At 61.5% G+C, this 18,484-nt stretch carries 21 protein-coding genes; 2 read left to right on the top strand and 19 right to left on the bottom strand.

Annotated features, from left to right (window positions below):
- Nucleotides 1-4: 4 nt before the first annotated feature.
- The 9 genes from ccmI to ccmA all read right to left on the bottom strand — a co-directional run bounded on the left by ccmI (nt 5) and on the right by ccmA (nt 6,971).
- The gene (gene ccmI / locus AB4N53_RS01025) at nt 5-1,204 is read right to left on the bottom strand and encodes a c-type cytochrome biogenesis protein CcmI (RefSeq protein WP_460117522.1); all 1,200 of its coding nucleotides are present in this window, start codon (nt 1,202-1,204) and stop codon (nt 5-7) included.
- Complete coding sequence (locus AB4N53_RS01020; protein WP_460117520.1) at nt 1,201-1,671, bottom strand: cytochrome c-type biogenesis protein; 471 nt, start codon at nt 1,669-1,671, stop codon at nt 1,201-1,203. The genes ccmI and AB4N53_RS01020 overlap by 4 nt, the downstream gene beginning before the upstream one ends.
- Nucleotides 1,668-2,204: a DsbE family thiol:disulfide interchange protein gene (locus tag AB4N53_RS01015; protein WP_016771042.1), complete on the bottom strand. Its 537-nt coding sequence runs from the start codon at nt 2,202-2,204 to the stop codon at nt 1,668-1,670. Before AB4N53_RS01015 ends, AB4N53_RS01020 begins: the two co-directional genes overlap by 4 nt.
- A complete protein-coding gene (locus tag AB4N53_RS01010; protein ID WP_460117518.1) occupies nt 2,201-4,189 on the bottom strand; it encodes a heme lyase CcmF/NrfE family subunit in 1,989 nt (662 codons plus the stop codon). Before AB4N53_RS01010 ends, AB4N53_RS01015 begins: the two co-directional genes overlap by 4 nt.
- Before the next feature lie 3 nt (nt 4,190-4,192).
- A complete protein-coding gene (ccmE, locus tag AB4N53_RS01005; RefSeq protein WP_460117516.1) occupies nt 4,193-4,648 on the bottom strand; it encodes a cytochrome c maturation protein CcmE in 456 nt (151 codons plus the stop codon).
- Entirely contained in the window at nt 4,645-4,821 is a 177-nt protein-coding gene (gene ccmD, locus AB4N53_RS01000; RefSeq protein ID WP_016771045.1) for a heme exporter protein CcmD, read from the bottom strand. The genes ccmE and ccmD overlap by 4 nt, the downstream gene beginning before the upstream one ends.
- Nucleotides 4,818-5,573, bottom strand: coding sequence for a heme ABC transporter permease (locus AB4N53_RS00995; protein ID WP_460117514.1), 756 nt, complete (start codon nt 5,571-5,573; stop codon nt 4,818-4,820). Before AB4N53_RS00995 ends, ccmD begins: the two co-directional genes overlap by 4 nt.
- A gap of 97 nt (nt 5,574-5,670) precedes the next feature.
- A complete protein-coding gene (ccmB, locus tag AB4N53_RS00990; RefSeq protein ID WP_039763615.1) occupies nt 5,671-6,339 on the bottom strand; it encodes a heme exporter protein CcmB in 669 nt (222 codons plus the stop codon).
- Complete coding sequence (ccmA, locus tag AB4N53_RS00985; RefSeq protein WP_460117511.1) at nt 6,336-6,971, bottom strand: cytochrome c biogenesis heme-transporting ATPase CcmA; 636 nt, start codon at nt 6,969-6,971, stop codon at nt 6,336-6,338. Before ccmA ends, ccmB begins: the two co-directional genes overlap by 4 nt.
- A gap of 197 nt (nt 6,972-7,168) precedes the next feature.
- Between ccmA and fliK the strand changes: the two genes are divergently transcribed.
- A complete protein-coding gene (gene fliK, locus AB4N53_RS00980; protein ID WP_460117509.1) occupies nt 7,169-8,743 on the top strand; it encodes a flagellar hook-length control protein FliK in 1,575 nt (524 codons plus the stop codon).
- On the top strand, nt 8,740-9,069 hold the full coding sequence (locus AB4N53_RS00975) for an EscU/YscU/HrcU family type III secretion system export apparatus switch protein (RefSeq protein ID WP_460117507.1): 330 nt from the start codon (nt 8,740-8,742) through the stop codon (nt 9,067-9,069). Before fliK ends, AB4N53_RS00975 begins: the two co-directional genes overlap by 4 nt.
- A gap of 119 nt (nt 9,070-9,188) precedes the next feature.
- On the opposite strand, the gene AB4N53_RS00970 is transcribed toward AB4N53_RS00975, so the two are convergent.
- From AB4N53_RS00970 to AB4N53_RS00925, 10 genes are all read right to left on the bottom strand, one after another.
- Entirely contained in the window at nt 9,189-9,584 is a 396-nt protein-coding gene (locus tag AB4N53_RS00970; RefSeq protein WP_042607551.1) for a DUF2802 domain-containing protein, read from the bottom strand.
- Between the two features lies 1 nt (nt 9,585).
- A complete protein-coding gene (locus AB4N53_RS00965) occupies nt 9,586-10,071 on the bottom strand; it encodes a chemotaxis protein CheW (protein WP_016771050.1) in 486 nt (161 codons plus the stop codon).
- Nucleotides 10,072-10,149: 78 nt separating this feature from the next.
- Entirely contained in the window at nt 10,150-11,115 is a 966-nt protein-coding gene (locus AB4N53_RS00960; RefSeq protein ID WP_460117505.1) for a CheW domain-containing protein, read from the bottom strand.
- A 118-nt stretch (nt 11,116-11,233) separates the two neighbouring features.
- Nucleotides 11,234-12,022 (bottom strand): ParA family protein, encoded by a 789-nt coding sequence (locus AB4N53_RS00955; RefSeq protein ID WP_039763606.1) that lies wholly within the window; start codon nt 12,020-12,022, stop codon nt 11,234-11,236.
- 43 nt (nt 12,023-12,065) lie between these two features.
- The gene (gene motD, locus AB4N53_RS00950; protein WP_460117502.1) at nt 12,066-12,956 is read right to left on the bottom strand and encodes a flagellar motor protein MotD; all 891 of its coding nucleotides are present in this window, start codon (nt 12,954-12,956) and stop codon (nt 12,066-12,068) included.
- Nucleotides 12,957-12,968: 12 nt separating this feature from the next.
- Nucleotides 12,969-13,709: a flagellar motor protein gene (locus AB4N53_RS00945; protein ID WP_039763601.1), complete on the bottom strand. Its 741-nt coding sequence runs from the start codon at nt 13,707-13,709 to the stop codon at nt 12,969-12,971.
- Nucleotides 13,709-14,854 carry a protein-glutamate methylesterase/protein-glutamine glutaminase gene (locus AB4N53_RS00940; protein ID WP_460117500.1) on the bottom strand — a complete coding sequence of 382 codons (1,146 nt, stop codon included), beginning with the start codon at nt 14,852-14,854 and terminating at the stop codon, nt 13,709-13,711. The genes AB4N53_RS00945 and AB4N53_RS00940 overlap by 1 nt, the downstream gene beginning before the upstream one ends.
- Before the next feature lie 49 nt (nt 14,855-14,903).
- Entirely contained in the window at nt 14,904-17,177 is a 2,274-nt protein-coding gene (locus AB4N53_RS00935; protein ID WP_460117498.1) for a chemotaxis protein CheA, read from the bottom strand.
- Nucleotides 17,178-17,230: 53 nt separating this feature from the next.
- Complete coding sequence (locus AB4N53_RS00930) at nt 17,231-18,019, bottom strand: protein phosphatase CheZ (RefSeq protein ID WP_016771058.1); 789 nt, start codon at nt 18,017-18,019, stop codon at nt 17,231-17,233.
- 18 nt (nt 18,020-18,037) lie between these two features.
- On the bottom strand, nt 18,038-18,409 hold the full coding sequence (locus AB4N53_RS00925) for a chemotaxis response regulator CheY (RefSeq protein ID WP_024012118.1): 372 nt from the start codon (nt 18,407-18,409) through the stop codon (nt 18,038-18,040).
- Nucleotides 18,410-18,484: the final 75 nt, after the last annotated feature.

The following is an 18,484-nucleotide window of genomic DNA, read 5'->3' as shown; positions in this document are numbered from 1 at the left end:
CCGGTTACTTGTCCGGGCTGTCGATAGTCAGTTTTTGTGGCGCGGTAGTGCTGCTGGCCAGTGGGCCGCTGCGACCGATCCACTCACCGGCAGTCGGTTGACCGGCTCGTGAGATGCGCGCAACCAGTTGGACTTCAGGGAAGTTGGACAGTTTCAACTGCGGCATCATTGCATCGGCATCGCCCAGTTCGACGGTCACCGGCAGGTCAGCCACGGTCAGGCGTTTGGCCGCCAGCGGCGCCGGTGGGCCAGAAGTGGCACGGGCGAAGATGAACACACTGTCGCCCGGTTGCACCTTGCTCTTGAGTTCGCTGGCCAGATCAACGCTGACTTTCAGCAATGCAGCTTTCGGCGCCGGTGCCTCGGCAACCTTGCCACCGCTGGCTTTCAGGCGTTCGGCGGCACGTTCGATGCCGCCTTGCAGCGCAGCGCGAGAGTTGTCATCCGGCGGCAGTTGCGCAAGCAGGCGATTCCAGTAATCGATGGCTTCTTGATAACGCTCGCCTTCGAACGCAGCGATGCCGAGCAGGCCGAGGCTGGTGACTTCTTTCGGATCGGCCTTCAGCGCTTCGTCGGTCAGTTTCTGAATCTTCTCCGACCACTTTTTACCGTCAGCAAAATACTGCGCCTGCGCCCACTGGCCGAGCAGCTCCGGCTGGCGACCGGCGAGGTTGGCGGCGCGTTCGAACATCTTCGCCGCGTCTGCCGGGCGGTCCTGAGCCATGTAGGTACGGCCGAGGAAATACAGACCTTCGGCGGAATCCGGTTGTGCGGCAACCGCACGCTCCAGACGCTGGGTCATCTGTTCCATCGACTGCGGTGCCTGAGCGAATTCGCGGGTCAGTTCGACCTTGTCGGCGGCGCCGAAATGCAGGTACAGACCGAGGCCCAGCACCGGCACCAGCACGGCGGCCAGCAGCGGCAGCGGCTTACCCAAGCGCGAGACACGCGGCGCGGCGGCGCCTTCGGTGTCAGCGAGCAATTCACGCGCGGCTTCTGCGCGGCCGCTGTCCAGTTGCGCGGCGTCGAGCACGCCCTCGGCCTGCTGCGCTTGCAGCTCGGCCACCCGTTCCTGGTACAGCGCGACGTTCAACGCGGTGCGATCTTCTTCCCGCTGAGCGCGGCGTTCGCGCAGCACCGGGATCAGCAGAAAACTCAGGGCGGCCAGAAGCAAAAGCCCTGCGGCGAGCCAGAAATCAATCATTCTTGGTTTTTATCCAACAGTTGGTCGAGGCGCTGACGTTCTTCGGCAGACAGCGATGACGGCGTTTCGGCGCGTTGCCCGCGCCGCCTGCGCACGATCAGCGCGATCACCACGAAACCACCGAGCAGCAGCCCGGCCGGGCCGAACCACAGCAGCGCAGTCTTGGCATTGAGCGCCGGTTTGTAGCGGACGAAATCACCGTAGCGATCGACCATGAAGTCAATGATCTGCTGATTGTCCTTGCCCTCCCCCAACATGCGGAAAATCTCTTTGCGCAGGTCGGCGGCGATCGGCGCGTTGGAGTCGGCAATGTCCTGGTTCTGGCATTTGGGGCAGCGCAGTTCCTTGGTCAGTTCGCGGAAACGCTCGCGGTCGCCCTCGTTGGCAAATTCGTAGGTATCGATGGCCGCGTGGGAGACACCGGCCAGGCTCAAACCCAACACGACCGCAGCGAGAAAACGCTTCATGGCTTGGCCTCATCGACCAGCGCCTGATACTTGGCCGCGAGTTTTTCGCGCCAGACCTGCTCGTCGATCACTCCGACGAACTTGTCGCGGATGATGCCTTTGGCGTCGATGAAGAAGGTTTCCGGCGCGCCGTAGACACCGAGGTTGAGGCCCAGCGAACCTTCGTCATCACGAATATCCAGCGCATACGGATTGTGGAACTCGGCCAGCCACTTCAACGCGTCGGCGTTGGTGTCCTTGTAGTTGATGCCGTAGATCACCACACCGCGCTCGGCGAGCTTGTTCAGCACCGGGTGCTCGACCCGGCAGGAAATGCACCAGGTGCCCCAGACATTGACCAGCGCCGGTTTGCCGAGGATGTCGGCTTTGGTCAGCGTCTTGTCACCCTGCACACTCGGCAGGGAAAACTCCGGGAACGGCTTGTTGATCATCGCCGACGGCAGCTCTGCCGGATCCAGGTACAAGCCCCGATAGAGAAACACCGCCACCAGCAGGAAAATCGCCAGCGGCAACAACATCAACCAACGTCTCATACCGCCGCTCCCGTCATGCCCAGCGCTTCGCGAACTTTGCTTTTCACCTTGACCCGATAACGCCGATCCAGCGCCGCCAGCAAACCACCCAATCCGGTGAGCAAGCCGCCGAACCAGATCCAGCGCACGAACGGTTTGACGTGTACGCGCACGGCCCAGGCGCCGTTATCCAGCGGCTCGCCGAGGGCGACGTAGAGATCGCGGGTGAAACCGGCATCGATGCCGGCTTCGGTCATCACCGAGTTCTGCACGGTGTACAGACGTTTTTCCGGGTGCAGCACGCTGATTTCCTTGCCATCGCGAATGACGCGGATGGTGCCTTTGTCGGAGGTAAAATTCGGCCCCTCGAAATGCTTGGCGCCCTCGAAGACGAATTGATAGCCGGCCAGATCCATCGACTCGCCCGGTGCCAGACGCAGGTCGCGCTCGGCACTGTTCTGGCTCGACAACACTACGCCCAGCGCGCACACCGCGATGCCGAGGTGGGCGATCTGCATGCCCCAATAGCTGCGGGTCAGCGTCGGCAAACCTTTGATCAGGCCTTTGTGCCGAGTCTTGTCGAACAGATCGCGCACACCGGCAAGCAACACCCACGCCGCCAGCAGGAACGTCGCGATCACTGCCCAGTTGAAATCGCCATAAGCCACGCCGGCCACCACGGCCAATGCGACGCTGCCGAGCAGCACCGGAGTGAGCATGCTCGCCAGCCATTTCACTGGCGTGTCCTTCCAGCGCACGATCACACCGATCGCCATGACCAGCATCAGCAACGCCATCAACGGAATGAACAACGCATTGAAGTATGGCGGGCCGACCGACAGCTTGGCGCCGCTGATGGCATCAAGAATCAGCGGATACAAGGTGCCGAGGAGGATCATCGATGCAGCGACAACCAACACCAGGTTGTTGCCCAGCAGCAAAGTCTCGCGTGACCACAGATTGAAACCGACCTGACTTTTCACCACTGGCGCACGCAGTGCGAACAGCGTCAGTGAACCGCCCACCACGAACAGCAGGAAAATCAGGATGAACACGCCGCGCTCGGGATCCGAAGCAAACGCGTGCACCGAGGTCAGCACGCCCGAGCGTACGAGGAAAGTGCCGAGCAGGCTCAACGAAAACGCGGCGATCGCCAGCAACACCGTCCAGCTCTTGAACACGCCACGTTTCTCGGTGACCGCCAGCGAGTGAATCAGCGCGGTGCCGACCAGCCATGGCATGAACGAGGCGTTTTCCACCGGGTCCCAGAACCACCAGCCGCCCCAGCCGAGTTCGTAATACGCCCACCACGAACCGAGGGTGATGCCGATGCCCAAAAACGCCCAGGCGACGATGGTCCACGGCCGCGACCAGCGCGCCCACGCCGCATCGAGACGCCCGCCGAGCAGCGCGGCGATGGCAAATGCGAAGGCCACGGAGAAACCGACATAGCCCATGTACAGCATCGGCGGATGCACGATCAGGCCGATGTCTTGCAGCAACGGGTTGAGGTCGCGACCGTCAGCGGGAATCTGCGGCAGGATCCGCGAAAATGGGTTCGAGGTAAGAATCAGAAACAGCAGGAAACCGGTGCTGATCATGCCCATCACCGCCAGGACGCGGGCGAGCATGACTTGCGGCAACTGCCGGGAGAACACCGACACAGCGAAGGTCCAGCCGCCGAGGATCAACGCCCACAGCAGCAGCGAACCTTCGTGGGCGCCCCACACCGCGCTGAATTTGTAGTACCAGGGCAGCGCGCTGTTGGAGTTCATCGCCACGTAGCCGACGGAAAAATCGTCGGTCATGAACGCGTAGGTCAGGCAGCCAAAGGCAAACAGCAGAAAGGCAAACTGGCCCCACGCCGCCGGTTGCGCCAGGCTCATCCACAAGCGGTCGCCGCGCCATGCGCCGAGCATCGGCACCACCGCTTGAACCAGTGCAAAACACAGCGCAAGGATCATCGCCAGATGGCCCAGCTCAGGAATAAACAGTGCGGCGGCCATCGATCAACCCTCCTTCACAGGCGTCGGTGCGGATTGACCGCTGTCCTTCAGCGCTTTGGTCACTTCCGGCGGCATGTACTTCTCGTCATGCTTGGCCAGCACTTCATCGGCGACCACCACACCATCGGCGTTGAGCTTGCCGAGGGCGACGATGCCCTGCCCTTCGCGGAACAGATCCGGGAGGATGCCGCGATAGGCGATGGTCACCGATTTGTTGAAATCGGTGACGACGAATCTGACGTCCAGCGAATCCTTTGAGCGTTGCAGCGAACCGGCCTCGACCATGCCGCCGGCGCGGATGCGTGTGCCCTGCGGCGCTTCGCCGTTGGCGATCTGCGTTGGTGTGTAAAACAGATTGATGTTTTCCTGCAGCGCGCTCAGGGCCAGGCCGACAGCAGCGCCCACTCCGACCAGAATCGCCAGAATGATGATCAGACGTTTTTTGCGCAGCGCATTCACTTGCCGTTCTCCCGGCGCAGACGACGCGCCTCTTGTTGCAGATAACGCTTGCGCGCCGCAATCGGCGCCACCACGTTGAGGGCCAGCACCGCCAGGCAAATGCCGTAGGCCGACCAGACATACAGGCCGTGATGGCCCATGGCGAGAAAATCGCCGAATGAAGCAAAACTCATCGCGCAGCCTCCATACTCTGCTGCACTTCGGCTTTTACCCAGCTGGCGCGGGCTTCGCGTTTGAGCACTTCAAGACGCATGCGCAGCAACAGCACAGCGCCAAAGAAGCAGTAGAAGCCCAGCACCGTGAGCAGCAGCGGCAACCACATTTCCGCCGGCATCGCGGGTTTTTCCGTAAGGGTGAACGTCGCGCCCTGGTGCAGGGTGTTCCACCACTCCACCGAATATTTGATGATCGGAATGTTGATCACGCCAACGATCGCCAGCACCGCGCAGGCCTTGGCGGCGCTGTCACGGTTGCTGATGGCGTTGCCCAGCGCGATCACGCCGAAATACAGAAACAGCAGAATCAGCATCGAGGTCAGGCGCGCATCCCACACCCACCAGGAGCCCCAGGTCGGTTTGCCCCAGATGGCCCCGGTGACCAGCGCCACGGCGGTCATCCACGCACCGATCGGTGCGGCGCATTGCAGAGCAACATCGGCGAGTTTCATCTTCCACACCAGCCCGACCACGCCGCACACTGCGAGCATCACGTAGATCGATTGGGCGAGCATCGCTGCAGGTACGTGGATATAAATGATGCGGAAGCTGTTGCCTTGCTGGTAATCCGGCGGCGCGAACGCCAGGCCCCAGACCACACCAATGCCGATCAGCAGCAACGCTGCGATGCTCAACCACGGCAGGAACTTGCCGCTGATGCCGTAGAACCACTTGGGCGAGCCGAGCTTGTGAAACCAGGTCCAGTTCATACTGTTTCCATCACGGTTGCCGCTCATCATCGCGAGCTGGCAGAGGGTCATGCCTTTCTTCTGGAAGAAGTGGTCAATTTTTGACCAGGCCTCATTATTATTCGCCGACGCTGATTTTCAGGCCAGCGGCTATTGCAAAGGGTGTCAGGGTGATCGCCAGCGCTGTGAGGCTGGCCATCCACAACAGGTAGCCGGTCGCCGGCATGCCTTGCAGCGCCGCTTGCAACGCGCCGCTGCCAAGGATCAACACCGGGATGTACAACGGCAGAATCAGCAGCGCCAGCAACAGCCCGCCGCGCTTCAGGCCGACCGTCAGCGCCGCACCGACTGCGCCGAGCAGGCTCAACACCGGCGTGCCGAGCAGCAACGACAGCAGCAGCACCGGCAGGCACGCGGCCGGCAAACCGAGCATCAGCGCCAGCAACGGCGACAGCAGCACCAGCGCCAGACCGGAGAACAGCCAGTGTGCCAGCACCTTGGCCAGGACCAGAAGCGGCAGCGGGTGCGACGAAAGGACCCACTGTTCCAGCGAGCCATCTTCGAAATCACTGCGAAACAATCCGTCCAGCGACAGCAGGACCGACAACAACGCCGCCACCCAGACTAACCCCGGGGACAGGTTTTGCAAGACTTGAGTTTCCGGGCCGACGGCCAGCGGGAAAAGTGCAATGACGATGGCGAAGAAAATCAGCGGATTGGCCAGCTCCGCCGGGCGGCGGAACAGCAGTCGCGATTCGCGGGCAAGCAGCAGGCCGAAGACACTCATAGCGCCCATTTCCCCAGATCGACGTCGCGGTAACCGGCCGGCATGCGGCTCAGCGTATGGTGGGTGGTCAGCACCACCAGACCGCCGCGTTCGCAATGCGCGGCCAGATGTTCTTCCAGCTGGGCGACACCCTGTTTGTCCAGCGCAGTGAAAGGTTCGTCGAGGATCCACAATGGCGGGCTGTCCAGATACAACCGTGCCAGTGCCACACGGCGCTGCTGGCCGGCGGACAGGCTGTGGCAGGGAACGTCTTCGAAACCGCGCAATCCTACCGCTGCCAGCGCCTGCCAGATCGCCTCGCGCTCGGCGGGATGATGCAGGGCGCAGAGCCAGGAAAGGTTTTCTTCAGGAGTGAGCAGATCCTTGATCCCGGCGGCGTGGCCGATCCACAACAGATTGCGCGCCAGTTCGCTGCGTTGCTCGGTCAGCGGCTGACCGTTGAGCAGCACCTGGCCGTCGGTGGGTTGCATCAAACCGGCGAGCAGACGTAAAAGACTGGTCTTGCCGCTGCCGTTGGGGCCGCTGATCTGCACCATGTCGCCGCTCGCCAGGTGCAATTCGAGGTTTTCGAAAAGCAGCCGCAGATCGCGTTCACACGCCAGGGCAACGGTTTGCAGGACAGGACTGGTCAAGGGATCACGGGCCTTATACGGTTCAAGTCGGCTCTAGAACGGCCGTTAAAGAGATGCAGCATAGATGCTTTGATCGCTCGATCTGACGAGCTGGATCAAACAATTGCCAGGTTTTTTGAACGAAGCGCACGACGCGCGGCATTATACATGCCGTGCCTTACTCTCAAGAGCGCAATTTCCTCAGGTTGTGTCCGCGTATGACAGGCGAAATGAACATCCTCCCGCTCCCTCCGACCGCGCCGGCGAGCGCCCGCCCGCAGATGGGTGAGCTGCTCAAGCTGCTGACGCCGGTCGAGGGATTGATAGGCGCCGGGCAAAGCGCCAAGGCCGAGGTGTTGTCGCTCAAGCAGGCCGATCAGACCTTTGAATTACTGCTCAAAGTGACCCTCGACAGCGGCCGCCAGACCACCGTGCAGGCCAGCAGCAATCTACCGTTGCCGCAGGGCACCAATCTGGCGATCACTCAGCCGTCGGCCGGCAATCTGGCGATCACCGTACAGCAAGCGATCGCCAGCAGCGTCGCCACCCTGACGCGCATCGATACCGCGCAATTGCCCGCCGGCACCCTGCTGCAAGGCAAAGTCGTGACCTCGCAAGCCCTGCCGCAGACGCCGGGGCAAGCGGCGGTATTTCGCTCGATGGTCACTCTGCTCAACACCGCATTGAGCGGCAGCACCTTGACCGTCGACAGCCCGCAGCCGCTGCGCATCGGCACCTTGTTGTCGGCGCAGGTGCAGGACGCGCAAACCCTCAAATTCGTGCCGCTAAGCAGCCGTCAGGAACAACTGGCGGTGAGTCAGCAATTGCTCGGCCAGCAAAGTCGCCAGGGCTCGCTCGATGGTCTGCTGAAGATGTTGCAAAATCTGCCGCCGGCCACTGACCAGACCTCGGCCGATCTGCGCGCGGTGGTCGACAAGTTGCTCGCCAGCCTGCCCGACTTGCAGCAAATGAGCAGTGCCAAAGGCGTGGCGCTGGCCTTGGCGAATAGCGGTGCGTTCCTCGAAGCGAAACTGCTCGGCGGACAAAACCCTACCCTCGCCCCGGACATGAAGGCCGACCTGCTCAAGCTGATCGCGCAACTGACGCCGGGCCTGCCGAGCAATACCAGTTTCAACGCGATCATCGCCGCCAACACCTTGGCGCAGGCGCTGCCAAGTTTCGTCCGGAACGCCCTCGGCACCCTCGGCCAGGTCAGCGCCAAACCGCTGCCGAGCAGCTTTCCGCTGCCCGAACGACTGCTGGCAAAACTGGAAGGCGAAGGTGATCTCGAACAACTGCTGCGCCTCGCTGCCGCAGCGGTGTCGCGCCTGCAGAGCCATCAACTGTCGAGCCTGGAACAGACCGGCGTCACTGACGATGGCCGCCTGCTCAGCACCTGGCAGCTGGAAATCCCCATGCGCAATTTGCAGGACATCGTGCCGCTGCAGGTCAAGTTCCAGCGTGAAGAAGCGCCGGAGCGCGAACCGCAACCGCATGAGCGCCGCGAAGAACGCGAACCGAAACAGCAACTGTGGCGCGTCGATCTGGCCTTCGACATGGAGCCGCTCGGGCCGCTGCAGATTCAGGCGCAACTGATCGCTGGCAGCCTGTCCAGTCAGCTGTGGGCTGAGCGTCCGTACACCGCCGACCTGATCGAAAACAATCTGTTTGCCTTGCGCCAGCGCTTGCTCGATTCCGGCCTCAACGTCGGCGACCTCGACTGCCACCACGGCACCCCGCCGCAAGGCAACCAAACCCGCCTCGAACACCGCTGGGTCGACGAAACCGCATGAACGATTCCACTGCCCCACGCCAGGCCATCGCCCTCAAATATGACGGAAACCACGCCCCGACCCTCACCGCCAAGGGCGACGATGAACTGGCCGAAGAAATCCTGCGCATCGCCCGCGATTGCGAAGTGCCGATCTACGAGAACGCCGAACTGGTGCGCCTGCTGGCGCGGATGGAACTGGGCGACAGCATCCCCGAAGAGCTCTATCGCACCATCGCCGAGATCATCGCGTTTGCCTGGAACCTGAAGGGCAAATTTCCCGAGGGGCACGACCCGGATGCGCCGATGGTCGAGAAGGACATCACCGCGCGCGGGGATGATTATTGAGGTTTCAAAGACGCCTTCGCGAGCAGGCTCGCTCCCACATTTACCGTTAACAAATGTGGGAGCGAGCCTGCTCGCGAATAGCGCTTTTGATATTGCTTGAAGCTTGCCGCTAGAAGCTTCTAGCTGCTCTTGTGCAACTTGCGCATCAACTCCGCCTCAGCCTGGGTCAAGCCGCACGACTGAGTCAGTTCATCGACGCTGGCGCCCATGCCCACCAGTTTCGCCGCTTGGGCGAATGACAGGCTCGATGGGTCGCGTTGTTCCAGCGCAACGATCTTGTCCGGCAACGGGCTCACCACTGCGCGCAACTCGTGCAGGGCTTCGCCCATGCGCACGTTACCGTTCTGGTAGTCGTCGACGCGTTTGGCCAGCTCCTTGATGCGCTGATCACGCAGCGCATCACCCTGGGCCTGCTGCGCAGCGATTACCCGCTGCGCCTTGATGTAAGAGACGAACATCGCCAGCGTACCGGCCCAGAACAGGAACAGAACAATTACCGCAACCTCGAGAATCAAATCAGATGCTCTCCAGTTCCGACCATTCTTCTTCGCTCATCATCTTGTCCAGCTCGACCAGAATCAGCAGCTCGTTGTTCTTGTTGCACACGCCCTGGATGAACTTGGCCGATTCTTCGTTACCGACGTTCGGTGCGGTTTCGATTTCCGACTGACGCAGGTAAACCACTTCGGCGACGCTGTCGACCATGATGCCAACGACTTGCTTGTCGGCTTCGATGATGACGATACGGGTGTTGTCGCTGATCTCGCCGCTGTGCAGGCCGAAGCGCTGACGGGTGTCGATCACGGTGACCACGTTGCCGCGCAGGTTGATGATGCCCAGCACGTAGCTCGGCGCACCCGGTACCGGGGCGATCTCGGTGTAGCGCAACACTTCCTGCACGCGCATCACGTTGATGCCGTAGGTTTCGTTATCCAGTTTGAAGGTCACCCATTGCAGGATCGGATCTTCAGAACCTTTTGCATTCGACGCCTGACTACTCATACCCTGACCCCTCGAAAATACCGCCCTGGGCGGTGTGTGTTCTGTGTGGTGGCGTTGAAAAATGCCATCGCCTGATTGTTATGTCGGCTGCTTTGTCGGTTTATGTAGCGGCTTGTTGCCGCTCAAGTGCTTTGCCCCGCCGCTGGCGATCAACTCGGCCAGCGCGGACACGTCAAGCAATGCACACATGTGCTCGATCACGGTGCCGGCGAGCCATGGCCGCTGACCCCGGTGACTTCTCCATTTGATCTCATTCGGGTCCAGGCGCAACGAGCGGCTGACCTGATGCACCGCGAGCCCCCACTCGTAACCCTGTACCGAAATCACGTATTGCAGGCCCTGTCGGAAGTCATCGCGGTAGCGATCCGGCATGACCCAGCGCGCCGTGTCCAAAACTTTCAGGTTGCCGGCCTGGCTCGGCAGAATTCCGAGGAACCACTCCGGCTGACCAAACAGCGGCGTCAGCTCGTGGCCGGCCAGCGAATAGATCGAGCCGAGGCACACCAGCGGCACCGCAAGGGTCAAACCGGCTACATCGAACAGCAAGCATTCGAAGGCTTCGGCAGCCCAGGCCGGACGGCCATCGGGCTCGACCGGTGGCGGCGGATTATTCGGTGGCAGATGCACTTCGACCAGCGGCGGGACCAGCACCTGCGGTTCGGCCACTGGCGGCGCGGGTTCTGGCTCCGGCTCGGGTTCCGGCACGGTCAATAACTGTGTTTGCAGCAGCGGCGTCAGGGTCGACAGCGGCGCGCGCGGTTCGTCGATCAGGGCGACCGGTGCCTTGGCAACAGGCGCAATGGCGGGCGCGGCAACCGGGCCGGCAGATTTCTGCGCATCGCGGGCCTGCTCTTCCAGCACCGCTGCCTGGAACTCGTCCATGGCTTCGGTGCTTTCCACCGCTTCAGGCTGCGCCTGCTCCACGATTGGCGGCTGCGCTTCGACTGGCGCAGGCAAGTCCTCGGGGAGGTCCAGCAGCAGGTCTTCCAGATAGGACTGCAAGGCCTGTTGCGGACGTGAAGTCAGCTTCACCGGCCGGTTCATGCGCGACTCCCTGTAGGAGCTGCCGAAGGCTGCGATCTTTTGATCTTTTCAGGAGCACTGACAAGCCAGATCAAAAGATCGCAGCCTTCGGCAGCTCCTACACGAATAAGGATCATGCTCAGGCCACCTGCGGAACAAGTTGCTGCGCGAGCAGGTGTTTGAGCAGCGCGCGATAGGCCAGCACGCCACGGCTCTTGCCGTCGAATTGCGAAGGCGTGACGCCCGCCCGGCTGGCGTCGCGCAGACGGGTGTCGACCGGGATATAGCCGTGCCAGATGTCTTCGGGGAATTTGTCACGCAGCACGCGCAAAGTGCCCATCGAGGCCTGCGTGCGGCGGTCGAACAGGGTTGGCACGATGCTGAACGGCAACGGCTGTTTGCGCGAACGGTTGATCATCGCCAGGGTGTTGACCATGCGCTCCAGACCTTTCACGGCCAGGTGCTCGGTCTGGACCGGGATCACCAGTTGCTGGCTCGCCGCGAGGGCGTTGACCATCAGCACACCGAGCAACGGCGGGCTGTCGATGATTGCGTAATCGAAGTCCTGCCACAGCTGCGCCAGACTCTTGGCGATCACCAGGCCCAGGCCACTTTGCCCCGGTGACTGTCGCTCAAGGGTGGCCAGTGCGGTGCTCGATGGCAGCAGGGAAATGCGTTCGTCGCTGGTCGACAACAGCAACTGCCCCGGCAGGCCTTGCGGCACGCTGCCCTTGTGCAGAAACAGGTCGTAGTTGCTGTGCTCCAGGCTGTCGGGGTCGTAGCCGAAATAGCTGGTCATCGAGCCGTGCGGGTCGAGATCGACCACAACCACGCGCTTGCCCGCCTCGGCCAGCAACCCGGCTAGAGCGATGGAAGATGTGGTTTTACCGACACCACCCTTTTGATTGGCGACTGCCCAGACTCTCATTCAGTTCGTTCCTCCCGGCCAGATTGGCTGGCCGAGACATGCTTCAGCGTGTTAATGCGGGCGACGGAGAATTGACGGCACTCTCGCGTCCCGGCGTCTTGACCGGGGTCGGTGCAGTTTGTGTGCCAGCGCGCGTCAACGCCGCATCCGGTTGCGCATTGGCGGTTCCGGTGCCGGTGAGGCTGCGGCGCACATCGAGATTGCGCGAGACCACCAGTACCACACGACGGTTCTTCGCCCGGCCTTCGACCGTGGCGTTGTTGGCCACTGGCTGGAATTCGCCGTAGCCCACCGATGCCAGTCGCCCAGGATTTACACCCTGCATGGCGAGCATGCGCACGATGCTCGCCGAACGCGCCGAGGACAGCTCCCAGTTGGTCGGGTACTGCGCGGTGCGGATCGGTTGATCGTCGGTGAAGCCTTCGACGTGGATCGGGTTGTCGAACGGTTTGAGGATCGCCGCGACCTTGTCGATGATATTGAACGCGATGTCGCTCGGCATGGCGTCACCGCTGCCAAACAACAGGCTGGAATTGAGCTCGATCTCGACCCACAACTCGTTACCGCGCACGGTCATCTGGTTGGAGTTGATCAAGTCACCGAACGCGGCACTGATGTCATCGGCGATGCTTTTCAGCGGATCGCTGGCCCCGGAAATACCGGCGTCGACCTGCTCGGCATCCTTGACCAGCGGCTTGGCCGGGGTCACGGTTTTCGGTCGTTCGTCGCCGATCGGAATCGGTTTGAGCGAGCGGTCGGAGTCGGTAAATACGCCGATCAGCGCTTCGGAGATGACTTTGTACTTGCCTTCGTTGATCGACGAAATCGAGTACATCACCACGAAGAACGCGAACAACAAGGTGATGAAATCCGCGTAGGACACGAGCCAGCGCTCGTGGTTAACGTGTTCTTCCTGGTGGCGACGACGAGCCATGAGGTTATTCCCTTAGTCCATGAAGCCTTGCAGCTTCAACTCAATGGAACGAGGGTTTTCACCTTCGGCGATCGACAGAATTCCTTCCAGCAACATTTCGCGATAACGCGACTGCCGCAACGCGATGGACTTGAGCTTGGCCGCGACCGGCAAGAGGATCAGGTTGGCACTGGCCACGCCGTAGATGGTCGCGACGAACGCCACGGCAATGCCGTTACCCAGTTGCGACGGATCGGCGAGGTTGCCCATCACGTGAATCAGGCCCATCACCGCACCGATGATGCCGATGGTCGGCGCATAGCCGCCCATGCTTTCGAACACTTTGGCTGCTTCGATATCGCGGGATTCCTGGGTGTAGAAATCCACTTCGAGGATGCTGCGAATGGCTTCCGGCTCGGCGCCGTCGACCAGCAGTTGCAGGCCCTTGCGCGAGTAGCTGTCGGGTTCGGCGTCGGCCACGCCTTCGAGGCCAAGCAAGCCTTCCTTGCGCGCCGTCAGGCTCCAATTGACCACGCGGTCGATGCCGCCGGCCAGGTCGACACGCGGCGGAAAGAAGATCCAGGCGAGAATCTGCATGGCGCGCTTGAACGCGCTCATCGGCGATTGCAGCAGCGCGGCACCGACCGTGCCGCCCAGCACGATCAGCGCCGCCGGGCCGTTGGCCAGCGCGCCGAGGTGGCCGCCTTCAAGGTAGTTGCCGCCGATGATGGCGACGAACGCCATGATGAGGCCGATAAGGCTGAGAACATCCATCAGATACACGCCTCGACGATGTGCTTGCCGATGTCGTCCAGACCGTACACCGCGTCAGCCAGATCGGCTTTGACGATGGCCATCGGCATGCCATAAATCACGCAACTGGCTTCGTCCTGCGCCCACACCGAACTGCCGCCCTGCTTGAGCAGACGCGCGCCTTCGCGGCCGTCGGCGCCCATACCGGTGAGGACCACTGCCAGAACTTTGTCGCCGTAGGACTTGGCTGCAGAACCGAAAGTGATGTCCACGCACGGCTTGTAATTCAGACGCTCGTCGCCCGGCAGAATCTTCACCGCGCCACGGCCGTCGATCATCATCTGCTTACCACCCGGCGCCAGCAGCGCCAGGCCCGGACGCAGGATGTCGCCATCCTCGGCTTCCTTGACGCTAATGCGGCAGAGCTTGTCGAGACGTTCGGCAAACGCTTTGGTGAACGCCGCCGGCATGTGCTGGATCAGCACGATCGGTGCCGGGAAATTCGCCGGCAATTGCGTCAGTACACGTTGCAGCGCGACCGGGCCGCCAGTCGAAGTGCCGATGGCTACCAGTTTGTAGGCTTTGCGTTTCGGTGCCGGCGACGAAGCGCTGGCAGCGGATGCACGGGCAGGCGCTGGCGCAGGCGCCGGACGTGCAGGGACAGGGCTGCTGTGGTTCGTGTGGCTGCCGTAGCTCGACGCTGCCGGAGCAGGCGTCGGCGCTGGCGCAGCGGCGGGAGCCGGCGCGCTGTACGCACTGAAACGACGATTGCTGCGCGAGATGCTGTGGACTTTCTCGCACAGCAGTTGCTTGACCTTCTCGGGGTTGCGCGAGATGTCTTCGAAATTCTTCGGCAGGAAATCCACCGCGCCGGCGTCCAGCGCATCGAGGGTTACCCGTGCACCTTCATGCGTCAGCGAGGAGAACATCAACACCGGGGTCGGGCAGCGCTGCATGATGTGCCGCACTGCCGTGATGCCGTCCATCATTGGCATCTCGTAGTCCATGGTGATCACGTCAGGCTTGAGGGCCATGGCCTGATCGATCGCCTCTTTACCGTTGGTGGCCGTGCCGACCACCTGGATGCTCGGATCCGCCGAAAGAATTTCCGAGACGCGGCGGCGGAAAAAACCCGAATCGTCCACCACCAGGACTTTGACTGCCATAAACACTCCATTAGGTGCAGCGGCGCGTCATCGCGCCGCCGCCCCGGATTCAAATACGCTTTGTGGCGTAACGCTTGAGCATGCTTGGAACATCGAGAATCAGCGCAATGCGGCCGTCACCGGTGATGGTGGCGCCGGACATGCCCGGAGTTCCCTGGAGCATTTTGCCCAATGGCTTGATGACCACTTCTTCCTGGCCGACCAGTTGATCGACGACGAAGCCGATCCGCTGAGTGCCCACCGAAAGAATCACCACATGGCCTTCGCGCTGCTCTTCGTGAGCGGCGGAACTGACCAGCCAGCGCTTGAGGTAGAACAATGGCAGCGCCTTGTCGCGCACGATCACCACTTCCTGACCGTCGACGACATTGGTGGTCGACAGGTCGAGGTGGAAGATTTCGTTGACGTTGACCAGCGGGAACGCAAAGGCCTGATTGCCGAGCATGACCATCAGCGTCGGCATGATCGCCAGGGTCAGCGGCACCTTGATGACGATCTTCGAGCCCTGGCCCTTGGTCGAATAGATGTTGATCGAACCGTTGAGCTGGGAAATCTTGGTCTTCACCACGTCCATGCCGACACCACGGCCGGACACGTCGGAGATCTCGGTCTTGGTCGAGAAACCCGGAGCGAAAATCAGGTTGTAGCACTCGGTATCGCTCAGGCGATCGGCCGCGTCCTTGTCCATCACGCCGCGTTTCACCGCGATCGAACGCAGGACGTTCGGGTCCATGCCTTTGCCGTCGTCGGAGATCGACAGCAGGATGTGGTCGCCTTCCTGCTCGGCCGCCAGCACCACGCGTCCGCCACGGGCCTTGCCCGATGCTTCACGTTCTTCCGGCGACTCGATGCCATGGTCGACGGCGTTGCGCACCAAGTGGACCAGCGGGTCGGCCAGAGCCTCGACAAGGTTTTTGTCGAGGTCGGTTTCTTCACCCACCAGTTCCAGGTTGATCTCTTTCTTGAGCTGACGTGCGAGGTCGCGAACCAGACGCGGGAAGCGCCCGAAGACCTTCTTGATCGGCTGCATCCGCGTCTTCATCACGGCGGTCTGCAGGTCAGCGGTGACCACGTCGAGGTTCGACACGGCCTTGGACATGGCTTCGTCGCCGCTGTTGAGGCCCAGGCGCACCAGACGGTTACGCACCAGCACCAACTCGCCGACCATGTTCATGATCTCGTCGAGCCGCGCGGTGTCGACGCGTACGGTGGTTTCCGCTTCGCTGGCCGGTTTTTCTGCCGGGGCAGCAGCTGGCGCACGGGCCGTAGCCGGTGCAGCAGCGGCGGCCGGTTTCGGCGCCTCTGCTTTCGCTTCAGGCTTGGCCGCAGGCTTCGGCGCAGCAGCGGCAGCCGGAGCTTTCGCCGCTGGCGTGGCGACGCTCGACGCAGAGCCGACAGTCGCCGCGCTGGCGTCAAACTTGCCTTTGCCGTGCAGTTCGTCGAGCAGCGATTCGAATTCGTGATCGCTGATCAGGTCACTGCCGGCCGCAGCGGCTGCCGGTGCAGCAGGTGCTGACGGAGCCGAAGCGATAGCCGATTCCAGCGCGTCAACGGCGAAGTTGCCCTTGCCATGCAACTGATCGAGCAAGGCTTCGAATTCGTCGTCGGTGATGTCCGAGCTGTCGCCCGCAGCAGGCGCGGCCGGAGCCGCCGGTGCTGGCGCCGGAGCGACCGCATCGACAGCAAACTGGCCCTTGCCGTGCAGCTGATCGAGCAGCGATTCAAATTCGGCGTCGGTGATTTCATCGCTCGCCGCCGTGTCGGCAACCGGCGCTGGAGCAACAACAGCAGCCGGGGCCTCGGCCTGGGCCTTGACGGCATTCAGCGAGTCCAGCAGTTGTTCGAATTCGTTATCGGTGATGTCTTCCGATGCGCTTTCAGCGACCGGTTCTTCCACCGCTTCTACCGGTGCGGCAACGGCTTCATCCGCCGATTGCGGCTCGGCCAGACGCGCCAGTGCGGCCAGCAGTTCCGGCGTGGCAGCGGTGATCGGTGCACGCTCACGGACTTCGCTGAACATGCTGTTCACCGCGTCCAGTGCTTCGAGCACCACGTCCATCAGTTCTGCATCAACGCGACGCTCACCCTTGCGCAGGATGTCGAACACGTTTTCGGCGATGTGACAGCACTCCACCAGCTCATTGAGCTGAAGGAAGCCGGCGCCCCCTTTTACAGTGTGGAAACCGCGAAAAATTGCATTGAGCAGATCTGCATCATCCGGGCGGCTTTCCAGCTCGACCAGTTGTTCGGACAGTTGCTCAAGAATCTCGCCGGCCTCAACCAGGAAATCCTGAAGGATCTCTTCATCGGCGCCGAAGCTCATTAATGGGGTGCTCCTACAGGTCTAAAAACCCAAAAAACCCGAATTCCGAAACTCTAGAATCCAAGGCTGGATAACAAATCGTCCACATCGTCCTGACCGGACACAACGTCTTCTCGTTTATCGGCATGAATCTGCGGACCTTCACCCTGCGAGAGATGTTTTTGTGGATCTTTTTCAGCAAGCATTGCAGCGCGGTCATGTTCGATGCCCGCAAAGCGGTCGACCTGACTGGCCATGAGCACGAGTTTGAGCAGATTGCTTTCGACTTCGGTGACCAGTTGGGTCACACGCTTGATCACTTGACCTGTGAGGTCCTGGTAATCCTGAGCCAGCAGGATGTCGTTGAGGTTGCTCGACACCGCACGGTTGTCCGTGCTGCTGCGTGACAGAAAACCGTCGACCCGGCGCGCCAGTTCGCGGAACTCTTCAGCCCCGACCTCGCGACGCATGAAGCGGCCCCAATCGGCGCTCAACGTCTGCGCTTCATCAGCGAGACTGTTGACCACCGGCGTGGCGCTTTCCACCAGATCCATGGTGCGGTTGGCCGCGGCTTCCGTCAGCTTGACCACATAGCCCAGGCGTTCGGTGGCGTCGGTGATTTGCGACACTTCCTCGGCCTGCGGCATGTGCGGATCGATCTGGAAATTGACGATCGCACTGTGCAGTTCACGTGTGAGCTTGCCCACTTCCTGATACAGGCCGCGGTCACGGGTCTGATTGAGCTCATGGATCAGTTGCACCGCGTCGCCGAACTTGCCTTTTTCAAGGCTCTCGACCAGTTCGACCGCGTGTTTTTTCAGGGTCGATTCGAAATCGCCCTGTGATGATTCGTTATGCTCCATAGCTCCCCCGCGCATTCATCAGCCGATGCGTTCGAAAATCTTCTCGATTTTGTCTTTCAACGCTTGAGCCGTGAAAGGTTTGACCACGTAACCGTTCACACCGGCCTGAGCGGCCTCGATGATCTGCTCGCGCTTGGCTTCAGCAGTCACCATCAACACCGGGAGGTGCTTGAGTTTTTCATCGGCGCGCACGTGACGCAGCAGGTCGATACCGGTCATGCCCGGCATGTTCCAGTCCGTTACCAGAAAGTCGATGCTGCCGCTGTTGAGCACCGGAATGGCAGTGGTGCCATCGTCGGCCTCGACGGTGTTGGTGAACCCAAGATCGCGCAGCAGGTTCTTGATGATCCGCCGCATCGTTGAGAAGTCATCAACGATGAGGATTTTCATGTCTTTGTTCAATTCGACCTCCAAGCAGTCTTAAACGCGCCCAGCACCTGGACGCGCCACTTCAATCAATCGGCA

The organism is Pseudomonas sp. H3_E04 (assembly GCF_054668915.1).
This window is presented reverse-complemented; position numbering and strand designations above follow the sequence as displayed.

Bases quoted from the DNA above. Each gene is read 5' to 3' on its own strand.
- AB4N53_RS00940 (WP_460117500.1), bottom strand. From the start codon at position 14,854: ATGGCAGTCAAAGTCCTGGTGGTGGACGATTCGGGTTTTTTCCGCCGC.
- ccmD (WP_016771045.1), bottom strand. From the start codon at position 4,821: ATGAGTTTTGCTTCATTCGGCGATTTTCTCGCCATGGGCCATCACGGC.
- AB4N53_RS00945 (WP_039763601.1), bottom strand. From the start codon at position 13,709: ATGGATGTTCTCAGCCTTATCGGCCTCATCATGGCGTTCGTCGCCATC.
- ccmB (WP_039763615.1), bottom strand. From the start codon at position 6,339: ATGAGTGTCTTCGGCCTGCTGCTTGCCCGCGAATCGCGACTGCTGTTC.
- AB4N53_RS00955 (WP_039763606.1), bottom strand. From the start codon at position 12,022: ATGAGAGTCTGGGCAGTCGCCAATCAAAAGGGTGGTGTCGGTAAAACC.
- AB4N53_RS01020 (WP_460117520.1), bottom strand. From the start codon at position 1,671: ATGAAGCGTTTTCTCGCTGCGGTCGTGTTGGGTTTGAGCCTGGCCGGT.
- AB4N53_RS00995 (WP_460117514.1), bottom strand. From the start codon at position 5,573: ATGAACTGGACCTGGTTTCACAAGCTCGGCTCGCCCAAGTGGTTCTAC.
- ccmI (WP_460117522.1), bottom strand. From the start codon at position 1,204: ATGATTGATTTCTGGCTCGCCGCAGGGCTTTTGCTTCTGGCCGCCCTG.
- AB4N53_RS00930 (WP_016771058.1), bottom strand. From the start codon at position 18,019: ATGGAGCATAACGAATCATCACAGGGCGATTTCGAATCGACCCTGAAA.
- AB4N53_RS00960 (WP_460117505.1), bottom strand. From the start codon at position 11,115: ATGAACCGGCCGGTGAAGCTGACTTCACGTCCGCAACAGGCCTTGCAG.
- AB4N53_RS00975 (WP_460117507.1), top strand. From the start codon at position 8,740: ATGAACGATTCCACTGCCCCACGCCAGGCCATCGCCCTCAAATATGAC.
- AB4N53_RS00925 (WP_024012118.1), bottom strand. From the start codon at position 18,409: ATGAAAATCCTCATCGTTGATGACTTCTCAACGATGCGGCGGATCATC.
- AB4N53_RS00965 (WP_016771050.1), bottom strand. From the start codon at position 10,071: ATGAGTAGTCAGGCGTCGAATGCAAAAGGTTCTGAAGATCCGATCCTG.
- fliK (WP_460117509.1), top strand. From the start codon at position 7,169: ATGACAGGCGAAATGAACATCCTCCCGCTCCCTCCGACCGCGCCGGCG.
- AB4N53_RS01015 (WP_016771042.1), bottom strand. From the start codon at position 2,204: ATGAGACGTTGGTTGATGTTGTTGCCGCTGGCGATTTTCCTGCTGGTG.
- motD (WP_460117502.1), bottom strand. From the start codon at position 12,956: ATGGCTCGTCGTCGCCACCAGGAAGAACACGTTAACCACGAGCGCTGG.
- AB4N53_RS00935 (WP_460117498.1), bottom strand. From the start codon at position 17,177: ATGAGCTTCGGCGCCGATGAAGAGATCCTTCAGGATTTCCTGGTTGAG.
- AB4N53_RS01010 (WP_460117518.1), bottom strand. From the start codon at position 4,189: ATGGCCGCCGCACTGTTTATTCCTGAGCTGGGCCATCTGGCGATGATC.